Origin of the sequence: Micromonospora sp. NBRC 110037 (assembly GCF_001652995.1) — a bacterium.
Taxonomy (GTDB): Bacteria; Actinomycetota; Actinomycetes; order Mycobacteriales; family Micromonosporaceae; genus Micromonospora; species Micromonospora chalcea.
Genome location: NZ_BBVA01000002.1, coordinates 756,025 through 777,793, shown reverse-complemented (window position 1 = coordinate 777,793; position 21,769 = coordinate 756,025). Strand labels below are relative to the sequence as shown.

Below are 21,769 nucleotides of genomic sequence, written 5' to 3'. Positions count from 1 at the left end.
CGTACGGGCGGGTCCGCCGTCAGAGGACGCGCGTGCGGCGCGACCCGGATGCGAGGCCCGCGATCGGGCCGACGGCGCCTTCCCCTCCCGGTTGCCGGAGTTCCCCCACCAGGTCGACGTCCATGACGGCCGGGCTGCCGTCCGCCTCCTCGAAATCCGCGTCGGCGCACCGGACCCGTTCCAGATCCCGGCCGGTGACCACACCGACACGGGCCTCGTCGAACGTCTCGGGCAGATCGGTGACGAGCCAGACCGCGTCCCCCTCCGCGACGACCGTCACCGTCGCGGCGCCCAGCACCCACGGCTCACGCTCGCCCGCGAACGGCCGGGCGCCCGCGGCGTAGGCGTTCGCCCGGGCGTACACCGGCTGTTTCACGTCGAGGTACTTCTTCTGGTCGCTGGGCGGCTGCTCGTCCAGGCGGGCCAGGTACTCCGCGAACGACGCGGGATGGCCGTCGTATCCGGCGGTGCCGCCCAGCGGCGTCCCCCGACCCTCCGCACCCGTCGCGTAGGCCGCGCCCGGATCGCCGCCCAGGAAGAGGTTGCCCACGTACCTGTCGTCCCCACCGTAGATCACCGCGTACCCGGCGACCTGCGTGCTGTGCGGCAGGTGGTACGGAGTGGCGCGGTCCAGCACCGGCTCCAGCCGCACCGTGCCGCAGATCAGGTTGTTGACGAAGGCACCGCCCTGGCTGAACAGCTCCAACGCGGCGGGTGAGCCGAAGATGTTGTGTTCGACCAGGTACGGGCCGTGGCTGACCTCGACGAAGAGGTCCCGGCAGTTGTCGTGGTAGACGTTGCGGGAGACCCGGGTGCCCTGCGCCTGCCAGTCCAGCCAGGTGCCGAGCGAGCAGTCGTGAATCCGGTTGTGCCGGATCACCACGTCGATGGCGGCGTGCAGCTTGATGCCGGCGATCTCGTACCCGTAGAACTCGCGTTTCAGGCCGATGCGGTGGATGTGGTTGTCCTCGATGGTGGAGAACGCACACCCGAGGTGACCAACTATCGCGTTCTGGCCGCAGTCGTAGATCGTGTTGCGGCGGATCACGTGCGAGCCGATGTGCTCCCGGTCCCACCCGATCCGGCGGGCCGCGAAGACCGACTCCAGCTGGTACTGGTAGCCCGGCTTGTCGCCGCGCAGAGCGGAGAAGTTCTGCCCGGTGGAGCCCTCCTTCCCGATCGAGATCGCCGAGCACTTGGCGTCGTGGATCACGTTGTCCTCGATGACCCAGCCCTTCGCCCAGCCGGGTCCGATCAGGCCCGGCTGGTCGGCGGTCGGTGGCGCCCACGGGCTGGCCGCGTGCGCCAACTCGAAGCCACGGACGGTGATGTAGTCCAGGTGCGGCTGTTCCGGGTAGAAGACGCTGCGGCGTACGTTGATCTCGACCAGTTCCGTGTTCGGGTCGGCGCCCTGGAAGTTGGCCCAGATCGTCGTCTGTTCACCGACCTCGGCGTACCAGACGAGCCGGGTCTGGTCGGGATCGCCGACCGGACGGGTCACCCCGGTCCAGTCGTCGACGACCTCGGTACGCCGGGGCGGGTCCTCGACCTCCGCGCGGCTCCCCACCTCGAAGAAGCTCAGGCCGTTCAGGTAGACCTCACCGAGGTGCTTGGGTGGCGTGCCGGTGCGGTGGACGATCCAGTCACCTGTCACCTCCTCGGCGAACGGATTGAACGAGCCGAACAGCGCGTTGTCGACTCGTGCCCGCCACACCGTCCCGCCGAGCGGCTCCCAGCCGGTGACGCGCTCCGATCCCTTGATCACCACGTGCTCGCCGGGCGCGGCCTCGTAGGTGATGCGGCGGGAGTCGCTGAGACCGCCGTGGCGTGGCTTCACCCACTCGCGGTACTCCCCCGCGTGCACCACCACCGTGTCACCGGGCTGGGCGACGCCGGCCGCCCGGTTGATCGTCCGGAACGGCCGCTCGGCGCAGCCGTCGGCGCGATCGGAACCGCTTGTCGCCACATGGAATACGGATGCCATCCGGGGGTCCCTTCTGGAGATGTCTGTTCAGGTCCATACCGGCAGGTCGATCCGGGACGGGTGGTCGCCGCCGTGGGAGATCTCCTGCTCCGCCCGCACCGTTTTGGCCGCGGTGGCGGCCGGCTCGCCGGTGCCGGGATTGCGGGCGTAGCGCGGATGCGCTCCGGAACTGACCTGCACGGCGACGCGGTGGCCGGCGGCGAAGCGGTGGAACGCCGGCCACAGCGGCACCTCCAGCTCGACGAACCCGTCCTCGTCCGGTTGCGGGTCGGTAGCCGCGGTACCGACGCCGCCGACGCGGCGGATCCCGTCGCACACGCTCATCGAGCGGCCGTCGGGGTGCACGTCGCAGATCCGCACGAACACGTCCGCGCTGGCCGCCGTCGAACGGAACCGGACATGGGCGGTCGGCTCCCCGGCGAGTACGAGCGCGTGCGCCAGCGGTGGACTGCGGAAGACGGCCACGTCCGCGCGGCGTTCGTGGGCGCTGTTGTCGACCGGCCCCGGGGACGGGCCCATGCCGGGGCCGCCGAGCGCGGGCGTGGGCCGGTCGGGATCGTAGGTGTAGCGGGTGCTGCCCGCGCCGGGGACGGCCGGGTCGAGCAGCCCCGACGGGTGCAGGTGCCACCGCTGCGCCACGGTGCCCGGCGGTGGCCACGCGGGCAGATCGTGCCACTGCTCCGCGCCGGTGAGGAAGGCGCGCACCGGCGCCGGCCGGGTCGTGGGCACGCCGGCGAAGTGTTCCCTGAGGAACGCGATCGACTCGGTGAGGAACGGGCTCTGCGCGCTGCTGTGGCCCCACGGGCCGATGGTCAGCCGGGGCGGGCGGCCGGCCGCGACGAGTTGGGCGTAGTTGCGCAGCTGCCACGGCAGGAAGATGTCGTACCAGCCGGTGGCCAGGTACACGGGCGCGGTGACGTCGGGCACCGACGCGGTGTGCGACTGCCGGGTCCAGTAGTCGTCGGTGAGCTTCTCGTGGGCCAGCCAGTCCTGGTACCAGGTGATCGGGTGGCCCGCCACCGCGGTGTCGCCACGGGACAGCGGCAGCACGTCGAAGGCCGCGGCCAGCTTCCGGTCCGGCCGCCGCGCGAGCCACGCCCGGACCAGGGCGCCGCGCAGGCCCCGCAGGTCCATCCGGCGCGACCAGCCGAGCGAGCCCTCCAGCGAGAACGCGCCGTTGGTCCAGGTGATCGGGCCGAAGTCGGCCATCGTGACGTTCAGGCACAGCGCGTCCGGGGCGTTGCCGGGGTCGTCACGGCACATCCGTCCGGCCACCGCCCACTGGGTGTAGCCGAGGTAGCTCTCCCCGTACGTCGCGACGGTGCCGGTGCACCACTGCTGGCGGCGTACCCACCGGTGGGTGGCGATGCCGTCGCGCTCCTCGTCGAGCTGGGGCCGGAAACTGCCACCGGAGCCACCGGTGCCGCGGCAGCTCTGCACCAGCACCGTGAACCCCGCGCGGGCCAGCGCCGGCGCGTGGGTCAGCGAGCCGTGCCGGCCGTACGGGGAGCGGACGACGATCGTGGGCAACGGCGGTTCCACCACGCCGACCGGCTGGTAGAGGTCGGCGACCAGTTCGACGCCGTCGTCCATCGGCACGCGCAGCCCGCGCCGCACGGTGAAGGTGTACGGGAACTCCGTGGCCGCGTCGCGACGGGGGCGCCGGGACAGGAGGCGGCCGAGAACTGTCATCGCCCACTCGCGGGTTGTCCGATACGGTTCGCGACATCGACACTCGTGGAGGCGTTGTGCCCGTACGAGAAGGAGCGGAAATGGAACCGGAGCCTGCGGACGACGGCTACCGCAACCCGATCCTCCCGGGCTTCTGGCCCGATCCGAGCATCTGCCGCGCCGGTGACGACTACTACCTCGTGTGTTCGAGCTTCGAGTACGCGCCCGGTGTGCCGATCTTCCACAGTCGTGACCTGGTCAGCTGGCAGCAGATCGGCAACGTGCTGGACCGCGCCGATCAGCTCCGTTTGCCGGCCGACACGCTCGCCTCGCGGGGCATCTACGCGCCGACGATCCGCCACCACGACGGCCGGTTCTGGGTCGTCACGACGAACGTCACGCTCGACCGGCACCTGATCGTCACGGCGACCGACCCGGCCGGCCCGTGGTCGGACCCGGTCTACCTGGATCTGCCCCGCGTGGACCCGTCGCTGGCGTGGGACGACGACGGCACCTGCTGGATGACGGTGTCCGGGGTCGAGTCGTACCGGATCGACCCGCGTACCGGAGAGGTCCTGGAAGGGCCGGTGGCGATGTGGTCGGGGACGGGTGGCCAGTACCCGGAGGCGCCGCATCTGTACCGGGTCGGCGACTGGTGGTACCTGCTCGTCTCGGAGGGCGGCACCCACACCGGCCACGCGGTGAGTGTCGCTCGCGCCCGCTCGCCACGCGGGCCGTTCCAGCCGGGGCCGGCCAATCCGATCCTGACGCATCGCGGCACCGACCGGCCGGTGCAGGCGACCGGGCACGCCGACATGGTCGACGCGGCCGACGGCAGCTGGTGGATGGTTCTGCTGGGGATCCGGCCAAAGGGCCAGTGGCCGCCCTACCACGTCCTGGGACGGGAGACGTTCCTGGCGCCGGTGCGCTGGGTCGACGGGTGGCCGGTGGTCGACCCGGTCTCGATCGCCAACGGCCCGGATGGGACGAGCCGGTGGGCCGAGCGGGACGACTTCGACGACGAGCGGCTCGGCCCACAGTGGATCTCTCCCCGTAGCCGGCCCGACTCGGCGTGGTCGTTGACCGACCGGCCCGGCTGGCTGACGCTGCACGCGACCGGCGACAGCCTCGACCGCAGTGGCGCCACCGTCGTCGGCCGCCGCCAGCAGCACCACGACTGCCGGGTCAGCGCCCGCCTCGATCCCGGCTCCGGCCGGTCCGGCCTGACGATCAGGATCGACGAGGCCCACCACTACGACCTGGAGCTCGCCCGGGGGCGGGCCCGGGTCGTCGGCCGGGTCGGACCGTTTCGGCAGGTGTTCGGGGAGTGCCCGGTGCCCGCGGGGGCGGTGACCGTGGCGCTGGCCATCCGGACCACCGGCGTGCTGCCCCCGACGGTCACCTCGTCCGGCGACCTGGCGCGGGCGGGCCTCGTCGGCGTCACGGCGGCCGGCAGTGACACGATCAGCTTCGAGGTCGAGACCGGCGACGGCTGGTCGTGCCTGGCGGAGCTCGACGGGCGCTACCTGTCCACCGAGGTCGCCTCCGGGTTCACCGGCCGGGTCATCGGCATGTACGTCACCGAGGGAAGCGCCGGTTTCGACTGGTTCGACTACCGGCCGGCCGGCTGACGGGACCGAGACGGACCTCACCCCTTGAATGCGCCTTCCATGATTCCCTGCACCAGACGGCGTCCGACGAACACGAACAGCACCAGCAGCGGAATGGTGGCCAGGAACGAGCCGGACATGGCCAGCCCCAGGTCGATGTCCCGGTTCTGCTGCAGCGCCTTGATGGCGATCTGGACGGTGTAGTTCTCCGGCGACTTCAGGACGATGAACGGCCACAGGAAATCGTTCCACGCGTAGACGAACGTGAACAGCCCCAGCACGTACGCCGCCGGGCGGACCAGCGGGAACGCGATCCGCCAGAAGATCTGCCAGGTGGTGGCGCCGTCGACACGTGCCGCGGCCATCAGCTCGTCGTCGATGGTGCTGCCGATGTGCTGACGCATCCAGAAGATGCCGAACGCGCTGACCAGACCGGGAACGATCACCGCCTGCAGGGTGTCGACCCACTCCAGCTGGGACATGATCAGGTACTGCGGCACCACCGCCAGCTGCGCCGGCACCGTCATGGTCAGCACGACGATGAGGAACAGCGTGTTGCGGCCGGGGAAGGACAGCTTGGCGAAGGCGAACCCGGCCAGCGCGCAGAGCACCGCCTGGCCCACGGCGATCGTGCCGGCGACGATGACGCTGTTGAGCAGGGACTGCACGAACGGCACGATGGTGAAGACCAGCTCCGCCAGGTGCAGGAAGTTGCCGCCGGGTGTGATCGTCGGCGGGAGGGTCGTCGCGGTGGCGGAGTCCGTCGTCGCCACCACGAACATCCAGTAGAGCGGGAAGACGCTGGCGAGCGCCACGAGCGTGAGCAGCGCGTACACCGCGATCGAGACGCGGTTGGCCGAGCGCCGCCGGGTCCGTACGGGCGCGGCGGTCGAGGGTGCGGGCTTCATGGGCGCTCCGAGCGGACGCGGGTGGCCAGCAGATAGTTGAGTCCGGAGAAGGCGACCACGATGACGAAGAGCGCGACGCCGACCGCCGCGCCGTAGCCGAAGTGGAACTGCCCGAAGGACTGCTCGTAGAGGTAGAGGGTGACGGTCTGGCACTGCCGTGCCGCCCCGCACGTGAGCCCACCCACCGGGTTGGCCAGCAGCGGCTCGGTGAAGACCTGCAACCCGCCGATGGTCGACGTCACGACGGTGAACGCGATGATCGGCCGCAACGACGGGATGCTGATGTGCAGGAACTGTTTCCAGCCGTTCGCGCCGTCGGCGGCGGCGGCCTCGTACAGCTCCCGGGGTACCGACTGCAGCGCGGCGAGGTACAGCAGCGTGTTGTACCCGGTCCAGCGCCAGGCGATCATCGTGGCGATCATGACGTGGCTGCCCCAGAGCGAGGCTGTGAAGTCGATGTGGTCGAAGCCCAGCAGCCCGAGGAACCAGTTGATCATGCCGTAGTCGCGGTCGAACATCTGCGCGAAGACGATGGTCGTGGCCGCGACCGAGGTGACGTAGGGGACGAGCACCGACATCCGGAACAACGCGGCCAGCCGCAGCCGCGCGTGGTTGAGCAGATGCGCCAGGCCGAGCGCCAGGAGCAACTGCGGCACCGTCGACATCACCCAGATGCTGAACGTGTTCCGCAACGCGCCCCAGAAGCGCGGGTCGTGCAGAAGTTCGGTGAAGTTGTCCAGCCCCACGAAACGGTGCTCACCGATGGGATCCCAGTCGAACAGGGAGATGTAGAAGGTGAACAGCAGCGGGAAGAGACCGAAGATCAGGAAGAGCACGAAGAACGGCGCGATGTACGCGTACGGCGCCAAGAACTCCCGTACGCCCTGCTGGATCCGCCGTCTGCGATGGGGCCGCCGGAGGTCCGGCGGGGCCGTGGCCGGGCTGAGCATGGTGGTCAAAGCGTCACCTCCGCGATGGGCGGCAGCCGGGCGGTGCCCGGCTGCCGCACGTCAGCCCTCGGTCATTCGCGTACGGCGTTCTTGACGTTTGTCAGCGCGGTGTCCCAGGCCTTCGCCGGGCTCACCTTGCCCTGTTCGACGCTGGTGAGCGTGTTGAGGAACTCGGTGCCGATCGGGCCGTCCTGCGGGCCGAAGTAGAAGGGCTTGATCCCCAGCACCGACTGGGTGTAGATCTTGCCGATCGGCGCGTTGCTGAAGAACGGGTCGGTCTTTCCGACCAGCTGCGGGTCCGTGTAGACCGACGGCGTGGTGGGCAGCGACCCCTGCATCAGGAAGTGCTCGAGCTGGCCCTTCGGCGACTGCATCTCGGAGATGTAGTTCCACGCCGCTTTCGCGTTCTTGGCGCGCTTGGGGATGGCGAGGAAGCTGCCGCCCCAGTTCCCCGAACCCCCGGGAATGGTGGCGATGTCCCACTTGCCGTTCGTCTCGGGGGCGTTCGTCTTCATCTGGCTGAGCATCCAGGACGGTGAGCACACCACCGCGTAGTCGCCCTTCTTCATGGCCGCGGTCCAGCCGGAGGAGAACGACCCCTGCTTGGCGGAGATGCCCGCCTCGAAGGCCTTCAGCGTCACGTCGAACGCCGCCTTGACCTGCTCGTTGTCGTAGTCGAGCTTGCGGTCGGCGCTGTAGTAGCGCTGGCTGCCCTGGTTGACCGCCTGGAAGAAGACGCTGGTCGGCGTGTTGTCCACGAACGGTTTCCCGGTCTTCTGGACGTACTGCTTACCGACGTTGATGAACTCGTCCCACGTCGGCCAGAGCTTGGCGACCTCGTCCCGGTCGGTGGGCAGGCCGGCCGCCTTGAACAGATCGGTACGGTAGGCGACCGCCAGCCCGCCGACGTCGGTCGGCACCCCGATGATCTTGTTGTCCTTGGTCGTCGCCTGCGACATCACCCAGTCGAGGTAGTTCCCCTTGATGTCGCCGGCGCCCAGCGTGGTGAGGTCGACGAAGTTGTCCGGCGACTGCATGAACTTCGGCAGGTCGTCGGCCTGGATGAGCACCAGGTCGGGCACCTTGCCACCGGCCAGCGCGGCGGTGAGCGCCTGCGCGGTCTCGGTGGTGCTGCCGACCTCGGTGAGCTTGATGCGCACATCGGGGTGCGCCTTGGTGTAGACGTCGACGTCGGCCTTCTGGTTGATGTTGGCAAACGACCAGAACTCGAAGGTCTTCGAGTCGGATTCGCCGTCTGATCCGCCACATCCGCCGAGGAGGAGCGCGGCGGTGGCGATGATGGCTACGGTGCTCCGGACGCGTTTCAACGGCCCTCCATGCGGTAATCGTGCGCGGCGGTGGTCGGGTGACCGCGGCGAATCAGCGCGACGGTCCCTCCGGCGGTGGGCACCGCAGGCGAGGTCGTCGTCTCCGAAACTTATCGAGATATTTACATGCCAGGATTGTGTGCGCTGAGGCTACTAAGTGCCCCGCCATCCGTCAACGACCCCGCTGCCTGCGGTAGCACCGGGCAAGAGGCAGACGTTCCGACCGGCACAGCACCGAAAATTATCGGACCGAGCAGCGCGCCACTGGGCGAACTCGATCGACCGAGGTCACTGGCGATTACTGGCCCCAGGCGCCGGAGTGAGGAGAGGAACGCAGGCGTCACCGGACCGCTGTCGTCACGCGGCCGTGCGCGGAGCCGTGTGTCCGGCGGTCAGGCGAGGTCGAGCGCCACCGTGACGTACGCGTGCGGCGGCAGTTCGACCTCCAGGCCACGCGGGTGGTCCGTGACCCCGGCGTGCTCGCGGGGCGCGACGCCAGTGGTCGACGGCGTGTTGTGCGCGTCGAGCGCGTCGGCGGTCAGGACGGTGGCACGGTGGGAGGTGACGTCCCGACCGCGCAGGTCGAGGACGACGGTCACCGGACGCCGCGCGTCGAGGTTCGACAGCGAGACCAGCGCCGTGTCGCCGCGCGTCGAGGCGGACGCGGAGAGCGTCGCCAGGTGATCCCCCGCGACCTCGCGCACCGGGACCTCGCCCTTGACAGTCACCGCGAGCGACGCCGCGTCGTGGTGGGCCCGGTTCATCGCGAACACGTGGTACGAGGGCGTGAGCACGAGCGCGCCCGTCTCCGGGTCGGTGAGAATCATGGCCTGGAGCACGTTCACTGTCTGCGCGATGTTCGCCATCACGACGCGCGCCGCGTGGCGGTGGAACGTGTCGAGGTGCACCGCGGCCACCAGCGCGTCGCGCAGCGTGTTCTGCTGGTAGAGGAAGCCGGGGTTGGTGCCCGGCTCCACGTCCCACCAGGTGCCCCACTCGTCCACGACGAGGCCGACCTTGCGCTGCGGGTCCCAGCGGTCCATGACCGCCTCGTGGCGTGAGACCAGCTCCTCGATCCGGGTCGCGTTCCGGAGCGCGAGGTACCACTCCTCCTCGTCGAAGCCGGTCGCCGCGCCCTTCGACGACCAGCCCCGGGTCATCGTGTAGTAGTGCAGCGAGACGGCCTGGAACGGCCAGGCGCGGGAGTCCGGCGCCGCGAGGTCGTCGAAGGAGCGCATCAACGTCTCGGTCCAGTGGTAGTCGTCGCTGTTCGCGCCCGCGGCGATCCGGTAGACGGTGTTGTCGCCGTGGTCGCGGACGTAGGTGGCGTACTGGCGGGCCAGCGAGGCGAACTGCTCGACGCGCAGGTTGCCGCCGCAGCCCCACGCCTCGTTGCCCAGTCCCCAGAACGGGACCCGCCAGGGCTCGTCGCGCCCGTTCTCCCGCCGCAGGGCGGCCATCGGAGAGTCGTCGCCGCGGGTCAGGTACTCGACCCACTCGGACATCTCCCGCACGCTGCCCGAGCCGACGTTGCCGGAGACGTACGGATCCGCGCCCAGCAGCTCGCACAGCGCCATGAACTCGTGCGTGCCGAAGGAGTTGTCCTCGACCACGTCGCCCCAGTGCGAGTTGACCATGCGGGGCCGCAGCTCGCGCGGGCCGATCCCGTCGCGCCAGTGGTAGTCGTCGGCGAAGCAGCCGCCCGGCCAGCGCAGGTTCGGGATGCCGATGCGGCGCAGCGCCTCCACCACGTCGAGGCGGATCCCGCCCTCGTTCGGGATCGCGGAGCCCTCCCCCACCCAGAAGCCGCCGTAGACGCAGCGCCCCAGGTGCTCCGCGAAGTGGCCGTAGACGTGGCGGGAGATGGTGGGGCCGGTCAGGTCGAGGTCAATGACGGCGGTGACGGTGGAGGCGGTCATGGTCGTCCTTGCTGGAAGCGGCCTGCGGGATGCGGCGTCGGCAACGATACAGCCATCGGCGATCATGTCGATCCCCCAGCCGCGGCCAACCCGCCCTTCTTGACCGCCCACCTGCTGCTTTACTACGGTACTAGTAAAGCAGCGAAGGGACACCGTGTTCGTCTTCCGGCTCGACACCCACTCCGGCGTGCCGCCGTACCTGCAACTCGTCCAGCAGGTCCGCCAGGCGGTGCTGCTGGGCTTCCTCCAACCCGGCGACCGCCTCCCGCTCATCCGCGAGGTGGTCGAGGACCTGGCCATCAACCCGAACACCGTGGCCAAGGCGTACCGGCAGATGGAGCAGGAGAACCTGGTCACCGGCCGGCCCGGCCAGGGCACGTTCGTCACCGAGCAGCAGTCGGCCGCGATGTCGCCGTCGACGTACACGTCGCTGCGCCGCGGCCTGGCGACGTGGCTGCGCCGCGCCTACGAGGCCGGCCTCGACGAGCAGGCGGTCGACGCGCTCTTCACCTCCGTCCACCAGCAGACGAGAAACGAGGACGTGGCGTGACAGACACCGAGATCGCGCTGCGCACCGACGGCGTGGGCAAGCGGTACCGGAAGGGCTGGGCGCTGCGCGACTGCACCCTGACCCTGCCGGCGGGCGGCGTGATCGCCCTGGTCGGGCCGAACGGCGCGGGCAAGACCACGCTGCTGCGCCTGATCGTCGGACTGCTGGCGCCGAGCACCGGCACCGTCGAGGTCCTCGGCCACGACGTCACCGCCAGCACCCCGCAGACCCTGTCCCGGATCGGGTTCCTGGCCCAGGACCACCCGCTGTACAAGCGCTTCACCGTCGCCGAGATGCTCCGCTTCGGCCGGGCCTGCAACCTCCGCTTCGACCAAGGGCTGGCCGAGCGCCGGCTGGCGAAGCTGGGCATCCCGCTGGACCGCCGGGCCGGCTCGCTCTCCGGCGGGCAGCAGGCCCAGGTCGCGTTGGCCCTGGCCCTGGCGAAACGGCCGGACCTGCTGGTCCTCGACGAGCCGGTGGCCAGCCTCGACCCGCTGGCCCGGCGCGAATTCCTGCAGGTCCTCATGGGCGCGGTGGCCGACGGCGGGGTGACGGTCCTGTTCTCCTCCCACGTCGTGCACGAGCTGGAACGTGTCTGCGACCACCTGGTCGTGCTCAACCACGGCCGGGTCACGCTCACCGGTGACATCGACACCCTCCTCGCCGAGCACCGGCTGCTCGTCGGCCCGCGCACGGCCACCGACCTCGACCGGGCCGGCGCCGTCGTGGACGCCGTCCACAGCGACCGGCACACCACCCTGCTGGTACGCGACGGCGGCATCCCGGCCGCGCCGGGCTGGCAGGCCCAGCCGGTCGGGCTGGAGGACCTGGTGCTGGCGTACCTGCGCCGGCCGTCCGAGCCGGGCGCCGCGGTCCCGTCGGAGGTGGCGGCATGACGTGGTTGATCTGGCGCCAGCACCGCACCGAGGTCTGTGTCCTCGGTCTGCTTCTCGGCGTGTTCGGCATCGCCCTGCTCGTGCTCGGGACGCAGGCCCACGACCTGTTCCCCGGCGGCCCCGCCCGGTGCGCGGGAACAGCAGGCGCCGGCGAGACGTGCACGGCCGCCTTCCGCCGGCTCGACGAGGAGTACGGATACGTCGAGAACCTCCTCGCGGCCTTCTACCTGGTGCCCGTCGTCATCGGCGCGTTCCTCGGCGCGCCGCTGCTCGCCCGCGAACTGGAGGACGGCACCTGGCAGCTCGCCTGGACCCAGGCCGTGCCGCGGATGCGCTGGCTGGCGGCCAAGCTCGCCGCGCTGGCCGGCGTCACAGTCGCGCTCACCGGCATGTTCACCGCCGTGCTCACCTGGTTCCGGCAGCCGTTCGATGCCTGGGAAGGGCGGTTCCAGTACGACGCCTTCGACCTGGAAGGGCTCGTTCCGCTGGCGTACGCGCTGTTCGCGTTCGGCGTCGCCACCGCCGCGGGGGCGATCCTGCGGCGCAGCCTGCCCGCGTTCGGCGTCGCGTTCGGGGCGTTCCTCGCCGCCCGGATGTCGGTGGCGCTGCTGGCCCGTCCCGCGTACGCCACGCCGCTCACCACCATGGAGCCGGTCCCCGCCGGCGGCACGAAGGGTCAGGCCGGAGCCGGCGTCGCCGACTGGGTGATCGAACGCGGCTACGCGGACGCCGCCGGGCGCAGGCTGAGCTCGACGGAGTACTACGAACTGGAGGACGCGGCCAACCAGGCCGGCACGAACCTCAGCCAGTTCCTGCACGAACGCGGCATCCAGCGGTTCGGGGTCTACCACCCGGCCGACCGGTTCTGGACGTTCCAGCTCATCGAGGCGGCGGTGTTCGTCGCGGTCGCGGCGATCCTGATCGGCGTGGTGGTGTGGCGGGTACGCCGCCGGGTGATCTAGCGCCCTGCATCGGACATCCGGTGAGTCCGTCAGCCGGCTGCCGTCCCGGCGGAACGCATCACCGCGTCCAGCCAGCGCAGCTGCCGCCGGACGTGGACGGCCTCCCCGCCCTCGTGGCCGTTGAACGGGTACGTGTGCATCTCCCGTAGCGGAGTGGCCGATGCGGCAGCGGCGTACTGGTTGTAGGCGGCGAAGCCGGTGCTCGGTGGGCAGACCTCGTCGCGCAGACCGATCCCGAAGTGCGCCGGGGCGGTGGCGCGCCGGGCGAAGCTGACGCCGTCGACGTAGGACAGCGTGCGCCGGACCGGCTCCTCGGCCTCGCGGTGCACCGCGAGGTAGCGGGCGATCTCGCCGTACGGGGACGCCTCGGTCAGTTCGATGGCGCGCTGGATGTCGCACAGGAACGGGGCGGTGACCAGGAGCGCGGCGAGGCCGTCGACGAGGCCCGCCGCCGCGAGCGCGAGTCCACCACCTTGGCTGTTGCCCACCGCGGCGACGCGGGCCGGGTCCACCCCGGGCAGTACGCGGACGGCGTCGATCGCGCGGACCGCGTCGGTGATCAGGCGGCGGTAGTGGTAGTCGTCCGGGGACAGGATTCCCCTCGTGGCGGGGCTGGGCCCGCCGGGAGCGTCGTGCGGGTCCGGGGTGTCACCGCGGCTGTACAGGCCGGCCTGTCCCCGGTTGTCCACCAGCAGGTGGGCGTAGCCCGCCACCGGCCAGGTGAGCCGCTCCCCCGGCAGGCCCCGGCCGCGCCCGTAGCCGGGGTACTCCACCACTGCCGGCAGCGGTGTGGCTACGCCCGCGGGACGGGTGTACCAGGCCCGCACCGGTTCGCCGGCGAACCCGGCGAACGTCACGTCCCACACGTCGAGCAGCCGCAGGTCGGTGGGTTCGGGGCGGACGTCGACGAGCACCGGGCTGGCCGCGGCGGCGGTGAGGGTGGCCCGCCAGAACCGGTCGAAGTCGGCGGGCTCGACGACAGCCGGCGTGTAGCGGCGGAGCTGGCCTAGGGAGATATCAATCGACGCTCTTGACACGAAGATAACGATACCCATAAATTTCCGAAAGGCTTACGACGTATTACCGGAAACGTTCCGGCCGACGGTCAGGGGGAGGACGAGCTTGGCAGCCCCGACCCCGCGCAGTCGCCGTACGCCCTGGCGGCGGGCCCTGCGCCGGGACTGGCAGCTCTACTCGCTCGCAGTCCTGCCGCTGCTGTTCTTCCTGACGTTCCGCTACCTGCCGATGCTCGGCAACGTGATCGCGTTCCGGCGCTTCCAGCCGGGCGGCAGCCTCTTCGGCGAGTACTGGACCGGGCTGCGGTACTTCCGGTTGTTCTTCACCGACCCGACCTTCTGGAGCGTGTTCACAAACACGCTGGTGCTGGGCGCGCTGACGCTGGTGTTCTGCTTCCCGCTGCCGATCGTGCTCGCGCTGCTGCTCAACGAGGTGCGCAACCGCGCGCTCAAGCGGTTCGTCCAGTCGGTGTCCTACCTGCCGCACTTCCTGTCGATAGTGATCGTGGCCGCCATGGTCCTCCAACTGCTGTCGGTGGACGGCACGGTGAACCAGATGGTGCGTGCCGTGGGCGGCGAGCCGGTGGCGTTCATGCAGCAGGCCGGATGGTTCCGGACGATCTACGTCTCCTCCGAGGTCTGGCAGACCGTCGGCTGGGGCACCATCCTCTACCTCGCCGCGCTCACCACCGTCGACGGCGACCTGTACGAGGCGGCCCGCATCGACGGCGCCAACAGGTGGCGGCAGACCTGGCACGTGACGCTGCCGGGGATCCGGCCGACGATGGTGACGCTGCTGATCCTCAACATCGGCACCTTCATGGCCGTCGGCTTCGAGAAGATCCTGCTGCTGTACAACCCGCTCACCTACCCGACGGCGGACGTGATCTCGACCTATCTGTACCGGGTGGGCATCGTCTCCGGGAACCTCAGCTACGCCGCCGCCATCGGCCTGTTCGAGTCCGTGATCGGGCTGACGCTGGTGCTGTCGGCGAACGCGATCTCCCGGCGCACGGTGGGGACGAGCCTGTGGTGAGCACGCAGGCCCGCGCCCAGGCCCGCACACGGAAACCGGTGGCCCGGCCGCGTGGCCCCCGGCCCACCCGCGGCTACCGGGTCTTCCAGGTGGTGAACGCCCTCGTGCTGACCGGCGTCGTGGTGGTGACCCTGTATCCGTTCCTCACCATCGTGGCCCGCTCGCTCAGCGACAACGCGTACATCGTCGCGGGCGAGGTGAACCTCGTGCCGCGGGGGTTCAACCTGACCGCGTACCGGGTGGTGACGTCGGACCCGACGTTCTGGGTCAGCTACCGCAACACCGTCTTCTACACGGTGGTCGCCACGCTCGTCTCCGTCGTGCTGACCACCTGCTACGCGTACGTGCTGTCGAAGCGGCACCTGCGGGGCCGGACCGCGCTGGTCGGGATCGCCGTGTTCACCATGTTCTTCACCGGCGGCCTGATCCCCAACTACGTCCTGGTCACCAGCCTCGGGCTGAAGAACACGGTGTGGGCGATCGCCCTGCCCAACGCGATAAACGTGTTCAACCTGCTGGTGATGAAGGCGTTCTTCGAGAGCCTGCCGGTCGAGCTGGAGGAGGCGGCCGCCGTCGACGGGCTGAACACGTACGGCACCCTGCTGCGGATCGTCCTGCCGCTGTCGAAGGCGATGGTCGCCACGATGGTGCTGTTCTACGCCGTCTCGTTCTGGAACTCGTGGTTCGCCGCGTTCCTCTACATGGACCGGCAGGACCTGCTCCCGGTGACGGTCTATCTGCGCAACCTCATCGCGGGCGCGACCGACGCCACGCAGACCGGCGGCGGCCTCGGCAGCGCCGGCGACGTCGTCCAGTCCGCCGCCACCATCCAGTCCGTGACGATCGTGCTGACGATCCTGCCGATCCTCGCGGTCTATCCCTTCATCCAGCGCTATTTCGTCTCCGGAATCATGCTCGGCGCCGTGAAGGGATAGCCGCCGCCCGCACCACCACCCCACCACCGGAAGGAAGAACCCATGGCCCAGCTGTCCCGGCGCCAGGTACTGCTCGCCAGCGGCGCGGCCGCCGTCGTCGCCCTGGCGGGTTGCGGCGACGACACCCCGGACAAGAAGGACCTCGACCGCAACCGTACGGGCGCGATGGACAAGTACGGCATCGGCGACCAGTTCAAGGCCACCGAGCCGGTCACGTTCTCGATCCTCTACAACAACCACCCGAACTACCCGCTCAAGCCGGAGTGGCTGTTCTGGACCGAGCTGGCCGGGCGGACGAACGTCAAGCTGGACCCGGTCGCCGTCCCGCTGAGCGACTACGAGCAGAAGCGCAGCGTGCTGGTCGGCTCCGGTGACGCCCCGATGATCATCCCGAAGACCTACCACCCGCAGGAGAACTCGTACGTCTCCTCCGGCGCGATCCTGCCGGTCAGCGACTACCTCGACCTGATGCCGCACTTCAAGGACAAGATCGAGAAGTGGAAGCTCCAGCCGGAGATGGACACGCTCCGGCAGGAGGACGGCAAGTTCTACCTGCTGCCCGGCCTGCACGAGAAGCCCTGGCAGGACTACACGCTCGCGGTCCGCACCGACGTGCTGGAGCAGCTGAAGATCCCGTCCCCGACCACCTGGGACGAGGTGTACGCCATGCTCAAGGCGATGAAGGCGGCCCACCCGGACGTCATCCCGTTCTCCGACCGGTTCGGCAAGCCCAACCCGGCCGGCAACCTGCTGAACATGCTGGCCCTCGCGCACGGCCTGCCCGGCGCCGGCTGGAACTACCAGCCGACGAGCTGGGACTCCGGGGCCGGGAAGTACATCTTCACCGGCGCCTCGGACGGCTACCGGCAGGTGGTGGAGTACCTCCACAAGCTGGTCGCCGAGGGGCTGCTCGACCCGGAGACGTTCACCCAGACCGACGACCAGGCCCGGCAGAAGCTCGCCAGCGGCAAGTCCTTCGTGATCAGCACGAACGCGCAGACCCTGGTGAACGACTACCGCCCGGACATCGCGAAGATCAACCCGAACGCCCGGCTCGGCAAGATCCTCTTCCCGGTCGGGCCGGCCGGAGCGGTCAACCCGGCGACCCGGCTGGAGAACGGCGTGATGATCTCCAGCAAGGCGCGCGACGGCAAGAACTTCGTGGCCATGATGCAGTTCGTCGACTGGCTCTGGTACTCCGACGCCGGCCAGGAGTTCGCCAAGTGGGGCGTCGAGGGAACCACGTACACCAAGGACGGCTCGGGCAAGCGCACCCTCGCCCCGGACGTCAACGTCATCGGCCTCAACCCCAAGGGCACCAAGCACCTGCAGAAGGACTTCGGCTTCTACAACGGCGTCTTCGCCTACGGGGGCAAGCTCGACCTGGTGCAGTCGTTCTTCTCACCCGAGGAACTGGAGTTCCAGAAGGAGATGAGCGCCCGCAAGGCCGCGCCCTGGGTGACTCCGCCACCGGCGCCGCTCAGCGACTCCGAGCGGGAGCAGACGACGCTGTGGGCGACCGCGCTGAAGGACCACGTCACCCAGAACACGCTGAAGTTCGCCCTCGGCCAGCGGCCGCTGAGCGAGTGGGACGCCTACGTCTCGGAGCTGAAGGGCAAGAACGCGCAGGCCTACATCGACCTGGTCAACAAGGCGTACGACCGGTACCGCAAGAACCACGGATGACGCGGCTCCTCGTCCCCGACCGGCCTGCCGGCCGGCTGACCGACGCCTGGCGTACCTGCGTGGGCACCGGCCGGTTCGACCTGGCTCTGCGACGTGACTATCAGGACTCGCTGGCGCTGGTGCAGCAGGACATCGGCTTCCGGCACATCCGCGGCCACGGGCTGCTCAGCGACGGCGTCGGCGTGCACCGCCCGTACGAATACCGGGGCGAGCGCCGGGTGCGGCACGCCTTCACCTACGTGGACCAGGTCGTCGACGCCTACCTCGCGCTGGGCATCCGACCCTTCGTGGAGCTGGGGTTCATGCCCTCGGCGCTCGCCTCCGGCGACCAGACCGTGTTCTGGTGGCGGGGAAACGTGACGCCGCCCCGGTCGTACACCGAATGGGGTGACCTGGTGCGCGCCACGGTGGCCCACCTGGTCGACAGGTACGGCCTCGACGAGGTGCGCGGCTGGCCGATCGAGGTGTGGAACGAGCCCAACCTGCCGGCGTTCTGGCAGGGCGCCGACCAGGACGCCTACCACCGCCTGTACGAGGTCTCGGCGCACGCCGTCAAGGACGTCGACGCGGCGCTCCAGGTCGGCGGCCCGGCCCTGTCCCCCGGCGCCGACGAGTGGCTGAAGCCGTTCGCCGAGTTCGTCACCGACCGCGACGTGCCTGTCGACTTCGTCAGCCGGCACGCCTACACCTCCGGCCCGGCCCGGCACCTGCCGTTCGGCACCCGGCAGACCCTGGCTCCGGCCACGGAGCTGCTGGAACAGTTCGCCGCGCCCCGCCGGCACCTGGCCGGCACCGCGCTGGCCGACCACCCGGTGCACATCACCGAGTTCAACTCCTCCTACCGGCCGGACAACCCGATCCACGACACGGCCTTCCACGCCGCCTACCTCGCTCCGGTGCTGGCCGGCGGCGGGGATCTGGTCGACTCCTTCTCCTACTGGACCTTCAGCGACGTGTTCGAGGAGGAGGGGGTGCCGACCGCGCCGCTGCACGGCGGCTTCGGCCTGCTCACCCACCGGCAGATCAAGAAACCCACCTACCATCTGTACGCGTTCATGGCCCGGCTCGGCGACGAGGTGCTCGCGCGCGGGCCGGACCATCTCGTCACCCGGCACCCCGACGGCCGGGTCGCGGTGCTGGCCTGGGCCCCGGTGGACGTCACCGGCCGCGAGCCGGTACCCGAGCGGCACACCCTGTCGCTGTCGGTTCCGATCGGCCCGCCGGGCACCGCGTCGGCGTTCCTGCTCCGCTCGGCAGTGAGTGAGGACGCCGGCAACGCCTTCGCGGCCTGGCGGGAGATGGGCAGCCCGCACTCACCCCGGCCACGGCAGCTCGACGCGTTGCGGGAGGCCGCCGAGCCGGCCCGTACCCATCGCGCAGTGCCGGTCGCGGGCGGGCGGGCGGACCTCGACCTCGTCCTCGCCCGGCACGAGGTGACTCTCGCCGAGCTGACCCCGGTAGTGGACGAGACGCCGCCGTGGTGGGACGACAGGTTGCTCGACCCGCACGAGGACCGACGGTGACCGGCGCGACCGGCGGGCTGCCGGAGTTCGGCGACGGGCCGTTGTCGCGGGCCGCCGCGACGGTCCACACCCTGCTCGTGGTCGAACTGCTGCTCCTGGTGAGCACGCTGCCCGGTCTGGCCGTGCTCGTGCTGCTCGACCGCGACAGCAGCAACCTTCCGCTGGTCGCCGCCGCCGCGCTGCCGGTCGGTCCGGCCGTCTCGGCCGCGCTGCACACGCTGCGGCACCAGCGCCCCGACCTGACCGATCTCCGTCCCGCCGCCGCGTTCCGCCGGGCCTACCGGGCCAACCTGGCGGGCGTGCTGCGCGTCTGGGCGCCGACGCTGCTGTGGCTCGCAGTCATCGCGGTCAACCTGGCGAACCTGCCCGCCGCCGCCGTCCCCGGCTGGTGGGCCGTGCCGCTCGTCGTGGTCGGGGCGGGGGTGATCCTGGTCGGGGTCAACGCGCTGGTGATCGTTTCGCTGTTCACCTTCCGCACCCGCGACGTGCTCCGGCTCGCCGTGTACTACGTGGCGCGCAAGCCCAGCGTCACAATCGGCAACGTCGCGCTGCTGGTCGCCGCCGCCGGCGTCACCGCGGTGTTCTCCGAGGCGGTGCTCGCCCTGCTCGCCGCGCTCCTGGTGCTGGCGCTGCTGCGGATCGGTGCTCCCATGATCGACGACATCCGGGCGGAGTTCACCGCGTGAGCGTCCCGGTCACCGGCCGCTTGTCGGCCGACAGCGGCGAGTCGGCCTGGCATGCCGCCTGGCTACCGACTGCGGCGTTCCGTGAGCTCGGTTCCCGGCCGGTGCTGGTGCACGGCGACGGGCTCCTGGTCGACACCGTCCTCGGCGAGGTGAGCCGGGCCTGCGCCCGCTACGGCGGACGGCTCTGGCACGGGCCACCGTGGCCTGTCGACGCCGACCTGGTGCTGGCCCTGCGCGGCGCCGGCCCGGTGCCGAACGCGGCGGCGGAGACGGTCCGGCTCGGCGCGACACCGGCGGTGAACGGCACCGGCGACGGCGCGCTCGGCGACGAGGGGTACCTGCTGACGCGGGCCAGCGGCGTGACAGTGGTCCTCGCCGACGCGCCGGCCGGCCTGCTGTACGGGATGTTCCACGTGATCCGGCTCGGCGCGGCGGCCTTCCACGACGACCTTCCGGCGCGGCGGCACCGGCCGGCACTGGACCGGCGGATGCTCGACCACTGGGACAACGTGGCCCTGCACCCGGTGTCGGGCCAGGTCGAGCGGGGCTACGCCGGCGGCTCCCTGTTCTGGCGCGACGGCGCCGCCCGGCACGAGCCCGCCCGGCTCCGCGACTACGCCCGCCTGCTCGCCGCCTGCGGTGTCAACGCGATCTGCGTGAACAACGTCAACGTGCACGACACCGAGGCACTGCTGCTGACCGACCGGCTCGGTGACGTCGCGGAGATCGCCGAGGTGTTCCGCCCGTACGGCATCCGGGTGCATCTGGCGGTGACCTTCGCCGCCCCGGTGGTCCTCGGCGGCCTGCCCACCGCCGATCCGCTGGACGAGCGCGTACGGGACTGGTGGGCCGCCGCCACCCGGCGGGTGTACCAGCGGATTCCCGACTTCGGCGGCTACCTGGTGAAGGCCGACTCCGAGGGCCGGCCCGGCCCGTTCGCGTACGGGCGCGACCACGCCGACGGCGCGAACCTGCTCGCCGAGGCGCTCGCGCCACACGGCGGCGTGGTGCGCTGGCGGGCGTTCGTCTACGACCACCACCAGGACTGGCGGGACCGGTCGACCGACCGCGCCCGGGCCGCCCACGACCACTTCGCGCCGCTGGACGGACGATTCGCCGACAACGTGATCGTCCAGGTGAAGTTCGGCCCGATCGACTTCCAGCCACGCGAACCGGTGTCCCCGGTGCTCGCCGCGATGCCTGCTACCCGGCTGGCGGTGGAGGTGCAGGCGACGCAGGAGTACACCGGCCAGCAGCGGCACGTCTGCTACCTCGCGCCCTGGTGGAGCGAGGTGCTGCGGTTCCGGCCCCGGGGCGCGGCCGGCGACACGATCGCCGACATTGCGGCCGGACGGGCGGGCGCCGGTGGCGGCCTGGTCGCCGTGTCCAACGTGGGCGACGACCCGTTCTGGACCGGGCACCCGCTGGCCCAGGCGAACCTGTACGCCTTCGGCCGGCTCGCCTGGGATCCGCTGCTGGATCCCGGCGCGATCCTCGACGAGTGGATCGACCTGACGTGGCTGCCGGTGACCACCGGCGACCCGGAAGCGCTGCGGCGCACGATGCACGCGATCATGGACGATTCCTGGCGCACCTACGAGCGCTACACCGCCCCGCTCGGCGTCGGGTTCATGGTGCGGCCCGGCCACCACTACGGCCCGGACGTGGACGGCTACGAGTACACCCCGTGGGGCACCTACCACTTCGCCGACCGCGACGGCGTCGGGGTGGACCGGACCCGGGCGACCGGGACCGGCTTCACCGGCCAGTACCCGCCGCCGTGGTCCGAGGTGTACGAGTCCCGCGACCGCTGCCCCGACGAACTGCTGCTGTTCTTCCATCACGTGCCCTACCGGCACGTGCTGCACAGCGGCCGCACCGTGATCCAGCACATCTACGACACGCACTTCGCCGGGGTCGAGGAGGTGATGGCGATGCGGGAGCGGTGGCGGCTCGTCGCCGGGGCGGTCGACCCGGCCGTCCACGACCGGGTGGCCGAGCGCCTCGACGAACAGCTCCGCAGCGCCGTCGAGTGGCGGGACCAGATCAACACGTACTTCTTCCGCAAGTCCGGGATCCCGGACGCGCACGGCCGCCGCATCCACTGAG

Annotated in this window: 17 protein-coding genes; 10 read left to right on the top strand and 7 right to left on the bottom strand. The window is 70.6% G+C overall.

The window, feature by feature from the left end; translation table 11 throughout:
- Positions 1-19: 19 nt before the first annotated feature.
- Together A4R25_RS02720 and A4R25_RS02715 are read right to left on the bottom strand one after the other, a co-directional pair.
- A complete protein-coding gene (locus A4R25_RS02720) occupies positions 20-1,984 on the bottom strand; it encodes a right-handed parallel beta-helix repeat-containing protein (protein WP_064445475.1) in 1,965 nt (654 codons plus the stop codon).
- A 27-nt stretch (positions 1,985-2,011) separates the two neighbouring features.
- Positions 2,012-3,676 (bottom strand): CocE/NonD family hydrolase, encoded by a 1,665-nt coding sequence (locus A4R25_RS02715; RefSeq protein WP_064445474.1) that lies wholly within the window; start codon positions 3,674-3,676, stop codon positions 2,012-2,014.
- 80 nt (positions 3,677-3,756) lie between these two features.
- On the opposite strand from A4R25_RS02715, the gene A4R25_RS02710 reads away from it, so the two are divergent.
- Positions 3,757-5,286: a glycoside hydrolase family 43 protein gene (locus A4R25_RS02710; protein WP_082930888.1), complete on the top strand. Its 1,530-nt coding sequence runs from the start codon at positions 3,757-3,759 to the stop codon at positions 5,284-5,286.
- Between the two features lie 17 nt (positions 5,287-5,303).
- Here the strand turns inward: A4R25_RS02710 and A4R25_RS02705 are convergent, their stop codons facing one another.
- From A4R25_RS02705 to A4R25_RS02690, 4 genes are all read right to left on the bottom strand, one after another.
- Entirely contained in the window at positions 5,304-6,173 is an 870-nt protein-coding gene (locus A4R25_RS02705) for a carbohydrate ABC transporter permease (RefSeq protein WP_043322941.1), read from the bottom strand.
- Positions 6,170-7,123, bottom strand: a complete 954-nt coding sequence (locus A4R25_RS02700) for a carbohydrate ABC transporter permease (protein WP_051611455.1) — start codon at positions 7,121-7,123, stop codon at positions 6,170-6,172. Before A4R25_RS02700 ends, A4R25_RS02705 begins: the two co-directional genes overlap by 4 nt.
- A 71-nt stretch (positions 7,124-7,194) precedes the next feature.
- Positions 7,195-8,451 carry an ABC transporter substrate-binding protein gene (locus tag A4R25_RS02695; protein WP_043322939.1) on the bottom strand — a complete coding sequence of 419 codons (1,257 nt, stop codon included), beginning with the start codon at positions 8,449-8,451 and terminating at the stop codon, positions 7,195-7,197.
- A 392-nt stretch (positions 8,452-8,843) separates the two neighbouring features.
- Positions 8,844-10,370 carry an alpha-N-arabinofuranosidase gene (locus A4R25_RS02690; RefSeq protein ID WP_064445473.1) on the bottom strand — a complete coding sequence of 509 codons (1,527 nt, stop codon included), beginning with the start codon at positions 10,368-10,370 and terminating at the stop codon, positions 8,844-8,846.
- 154 nt (positions 10,371-10,524) lie between these two features.
- On the opposite strand from A4R25_RS02690, the gene A4R25_RS02685 reads away from it, so the two are divergent.
- The 3 genes from A4R25_RS02685 to A4R25_RS02675 are packed head-to-tail and all read left to right on the top strand — an operon-like array spanning position 10,525 to position 12,778.
- Positions 10,525-10,920, top strand: a complete 396-nt coding sequence (locus A4R25_RS02685) for a GntR family transcriptional regulator (RefSeq protein ID WP_043322934.1) — start codon at positions 10,525-10,527, stop codon at positions 10,918-10,920.
- The gene (locus tag A4R25_RS02680) at positions 10,917-11,816 is read left to right on the top strand and encodes an ABC transporter ATP-binding protein (RefSeq protein ID WP_064445472.1); all 900 of its coding nucleotides are present in this window, start codon (positions 10,917-10,919) and stop codon (positions 11,814-11,816) included. The genes A4R25_RS02685 and A4R25_RS02680 overlap by 4 nt, the downstream gene beginning before the upstream one ends.
- Complete coding sequence (locus A4R25_RS02675) at positions 11,813-12,778, top strand: ABC transporter permease subunit (protein WP_064445471.1); 966 nt, start codon at positions 11,813-11,815, stop codon at positions 12,776-12,778. The genes A4R25_RS02680 and A4R25_RS02675 overlap by 4 nt, the downstream gene beginning before the upstream one ends.
- Before the next feature lie 29 nt (positions 12,779-12,807).
- Here A4R25_RS02675 and A4R25_RS02670 read toward each other — a convergent pair whose 3' ends face one another.
- The gene (locus A4R25_RS02670) at positions 12,808-13,833 is read right to left on the bottom strand and encodes an acetylxylan esterase (RefSeq protein ID WP_064445470.1); all 1,026 of its coding nucleotides are present in this window, start codon (positions 13,831-13,833) and stop codon (positions 12,808-12,810) included.
- A gap of 67 nt (positions 13,834-13,900) precedes the next feature.
- Here A4R25_RS02670 and A4R25_RS02665 point away from each other — a divergent pair, with 67 nt between their 5' ends.
- From A4R25_RS02665 to A4R25_RS02640, 6 genes are read left to right on the top strand one after another with little or no spacing between them, the layout of a single operon-like run.
- A complete protein-coding gene (locus tag A4R25_RS02665; RefSeq protein ID WP_064445469.1) occupies positions 13,901-14,830 on the top strand; it encodes a sugar ABC transporter permease in 930 nt (309 codons plus the stop codon).
- Positions 14,827-15,765 carry a carbohydrate ABC transporter permease gene (locus A4R25_RS02660; RefSeq protein ID WP_231915413.1) on the top strand — a complete coding sequence of 313 codons (939 nt, stop codon included), beginning with the start codon at positions 14,827-14,829 and terminating at the stop codon, positions 15,763-15,765. The genes A4R25_RS02665 and A4R25_RS02660 overlap by 4 nt, the downstream gene beginning before the upstream one ends.
- A 42-nt stretch (positions 15,766-15,807) precedes the next feature.
- Positions 15,808-17,451, top strand: a complete 1,644-nt coding sequence (locus A4R25_RS02655) for an extracellular solute-binding protein (RefSeq protein ID WP_064445468.1) — start codon at positions 15,808-15,810, stop codon at positions 17,449-17,451.
- Positions 17,448-18,974, top strand: a complete 1,527-nt coding sequence (locus A4R25_RS02650; protein ID WP_064445467.1) for a xylan 1,4-beta-xylosidase — start codon at positions 17,448-17,450, stop codon at positions 18,972-18,974. The genes A4R25_RS02655 and A4R25_RS02650 overlap by 4 nt, the downstream gene beginning before the upstream one ends.
- Positions 18,971-19,660: a hypothetical protein gene (locus A4R25_RS02645; protein ID WP_064445466.1), complete on the top strand. Its 690-nt coding sequence runs from the start codon at positions 18,971-18,973 to the stop codon at positions 19,658-19,660. The genes A4R25_RS02650 and A4R25_RS02645 overlap by 4 nt, the downstream gene beginning before the upstream one ends.
- A complete protein-coding gene (locus tag A4R25_RS02640) occupies positions 19,657-21,768 on the top strand; it encodes an alpha-glucuronidase (protein ID WP_064445465.1) in 2,112 nt (703 codons plus the stop codon). Before A4R25_RS02645 ends, A4R25_RS02640 begins: the two co-directional genes overlap by 4 nt.
- Position 21,769 lies beyond the last annotated feature (1 nt).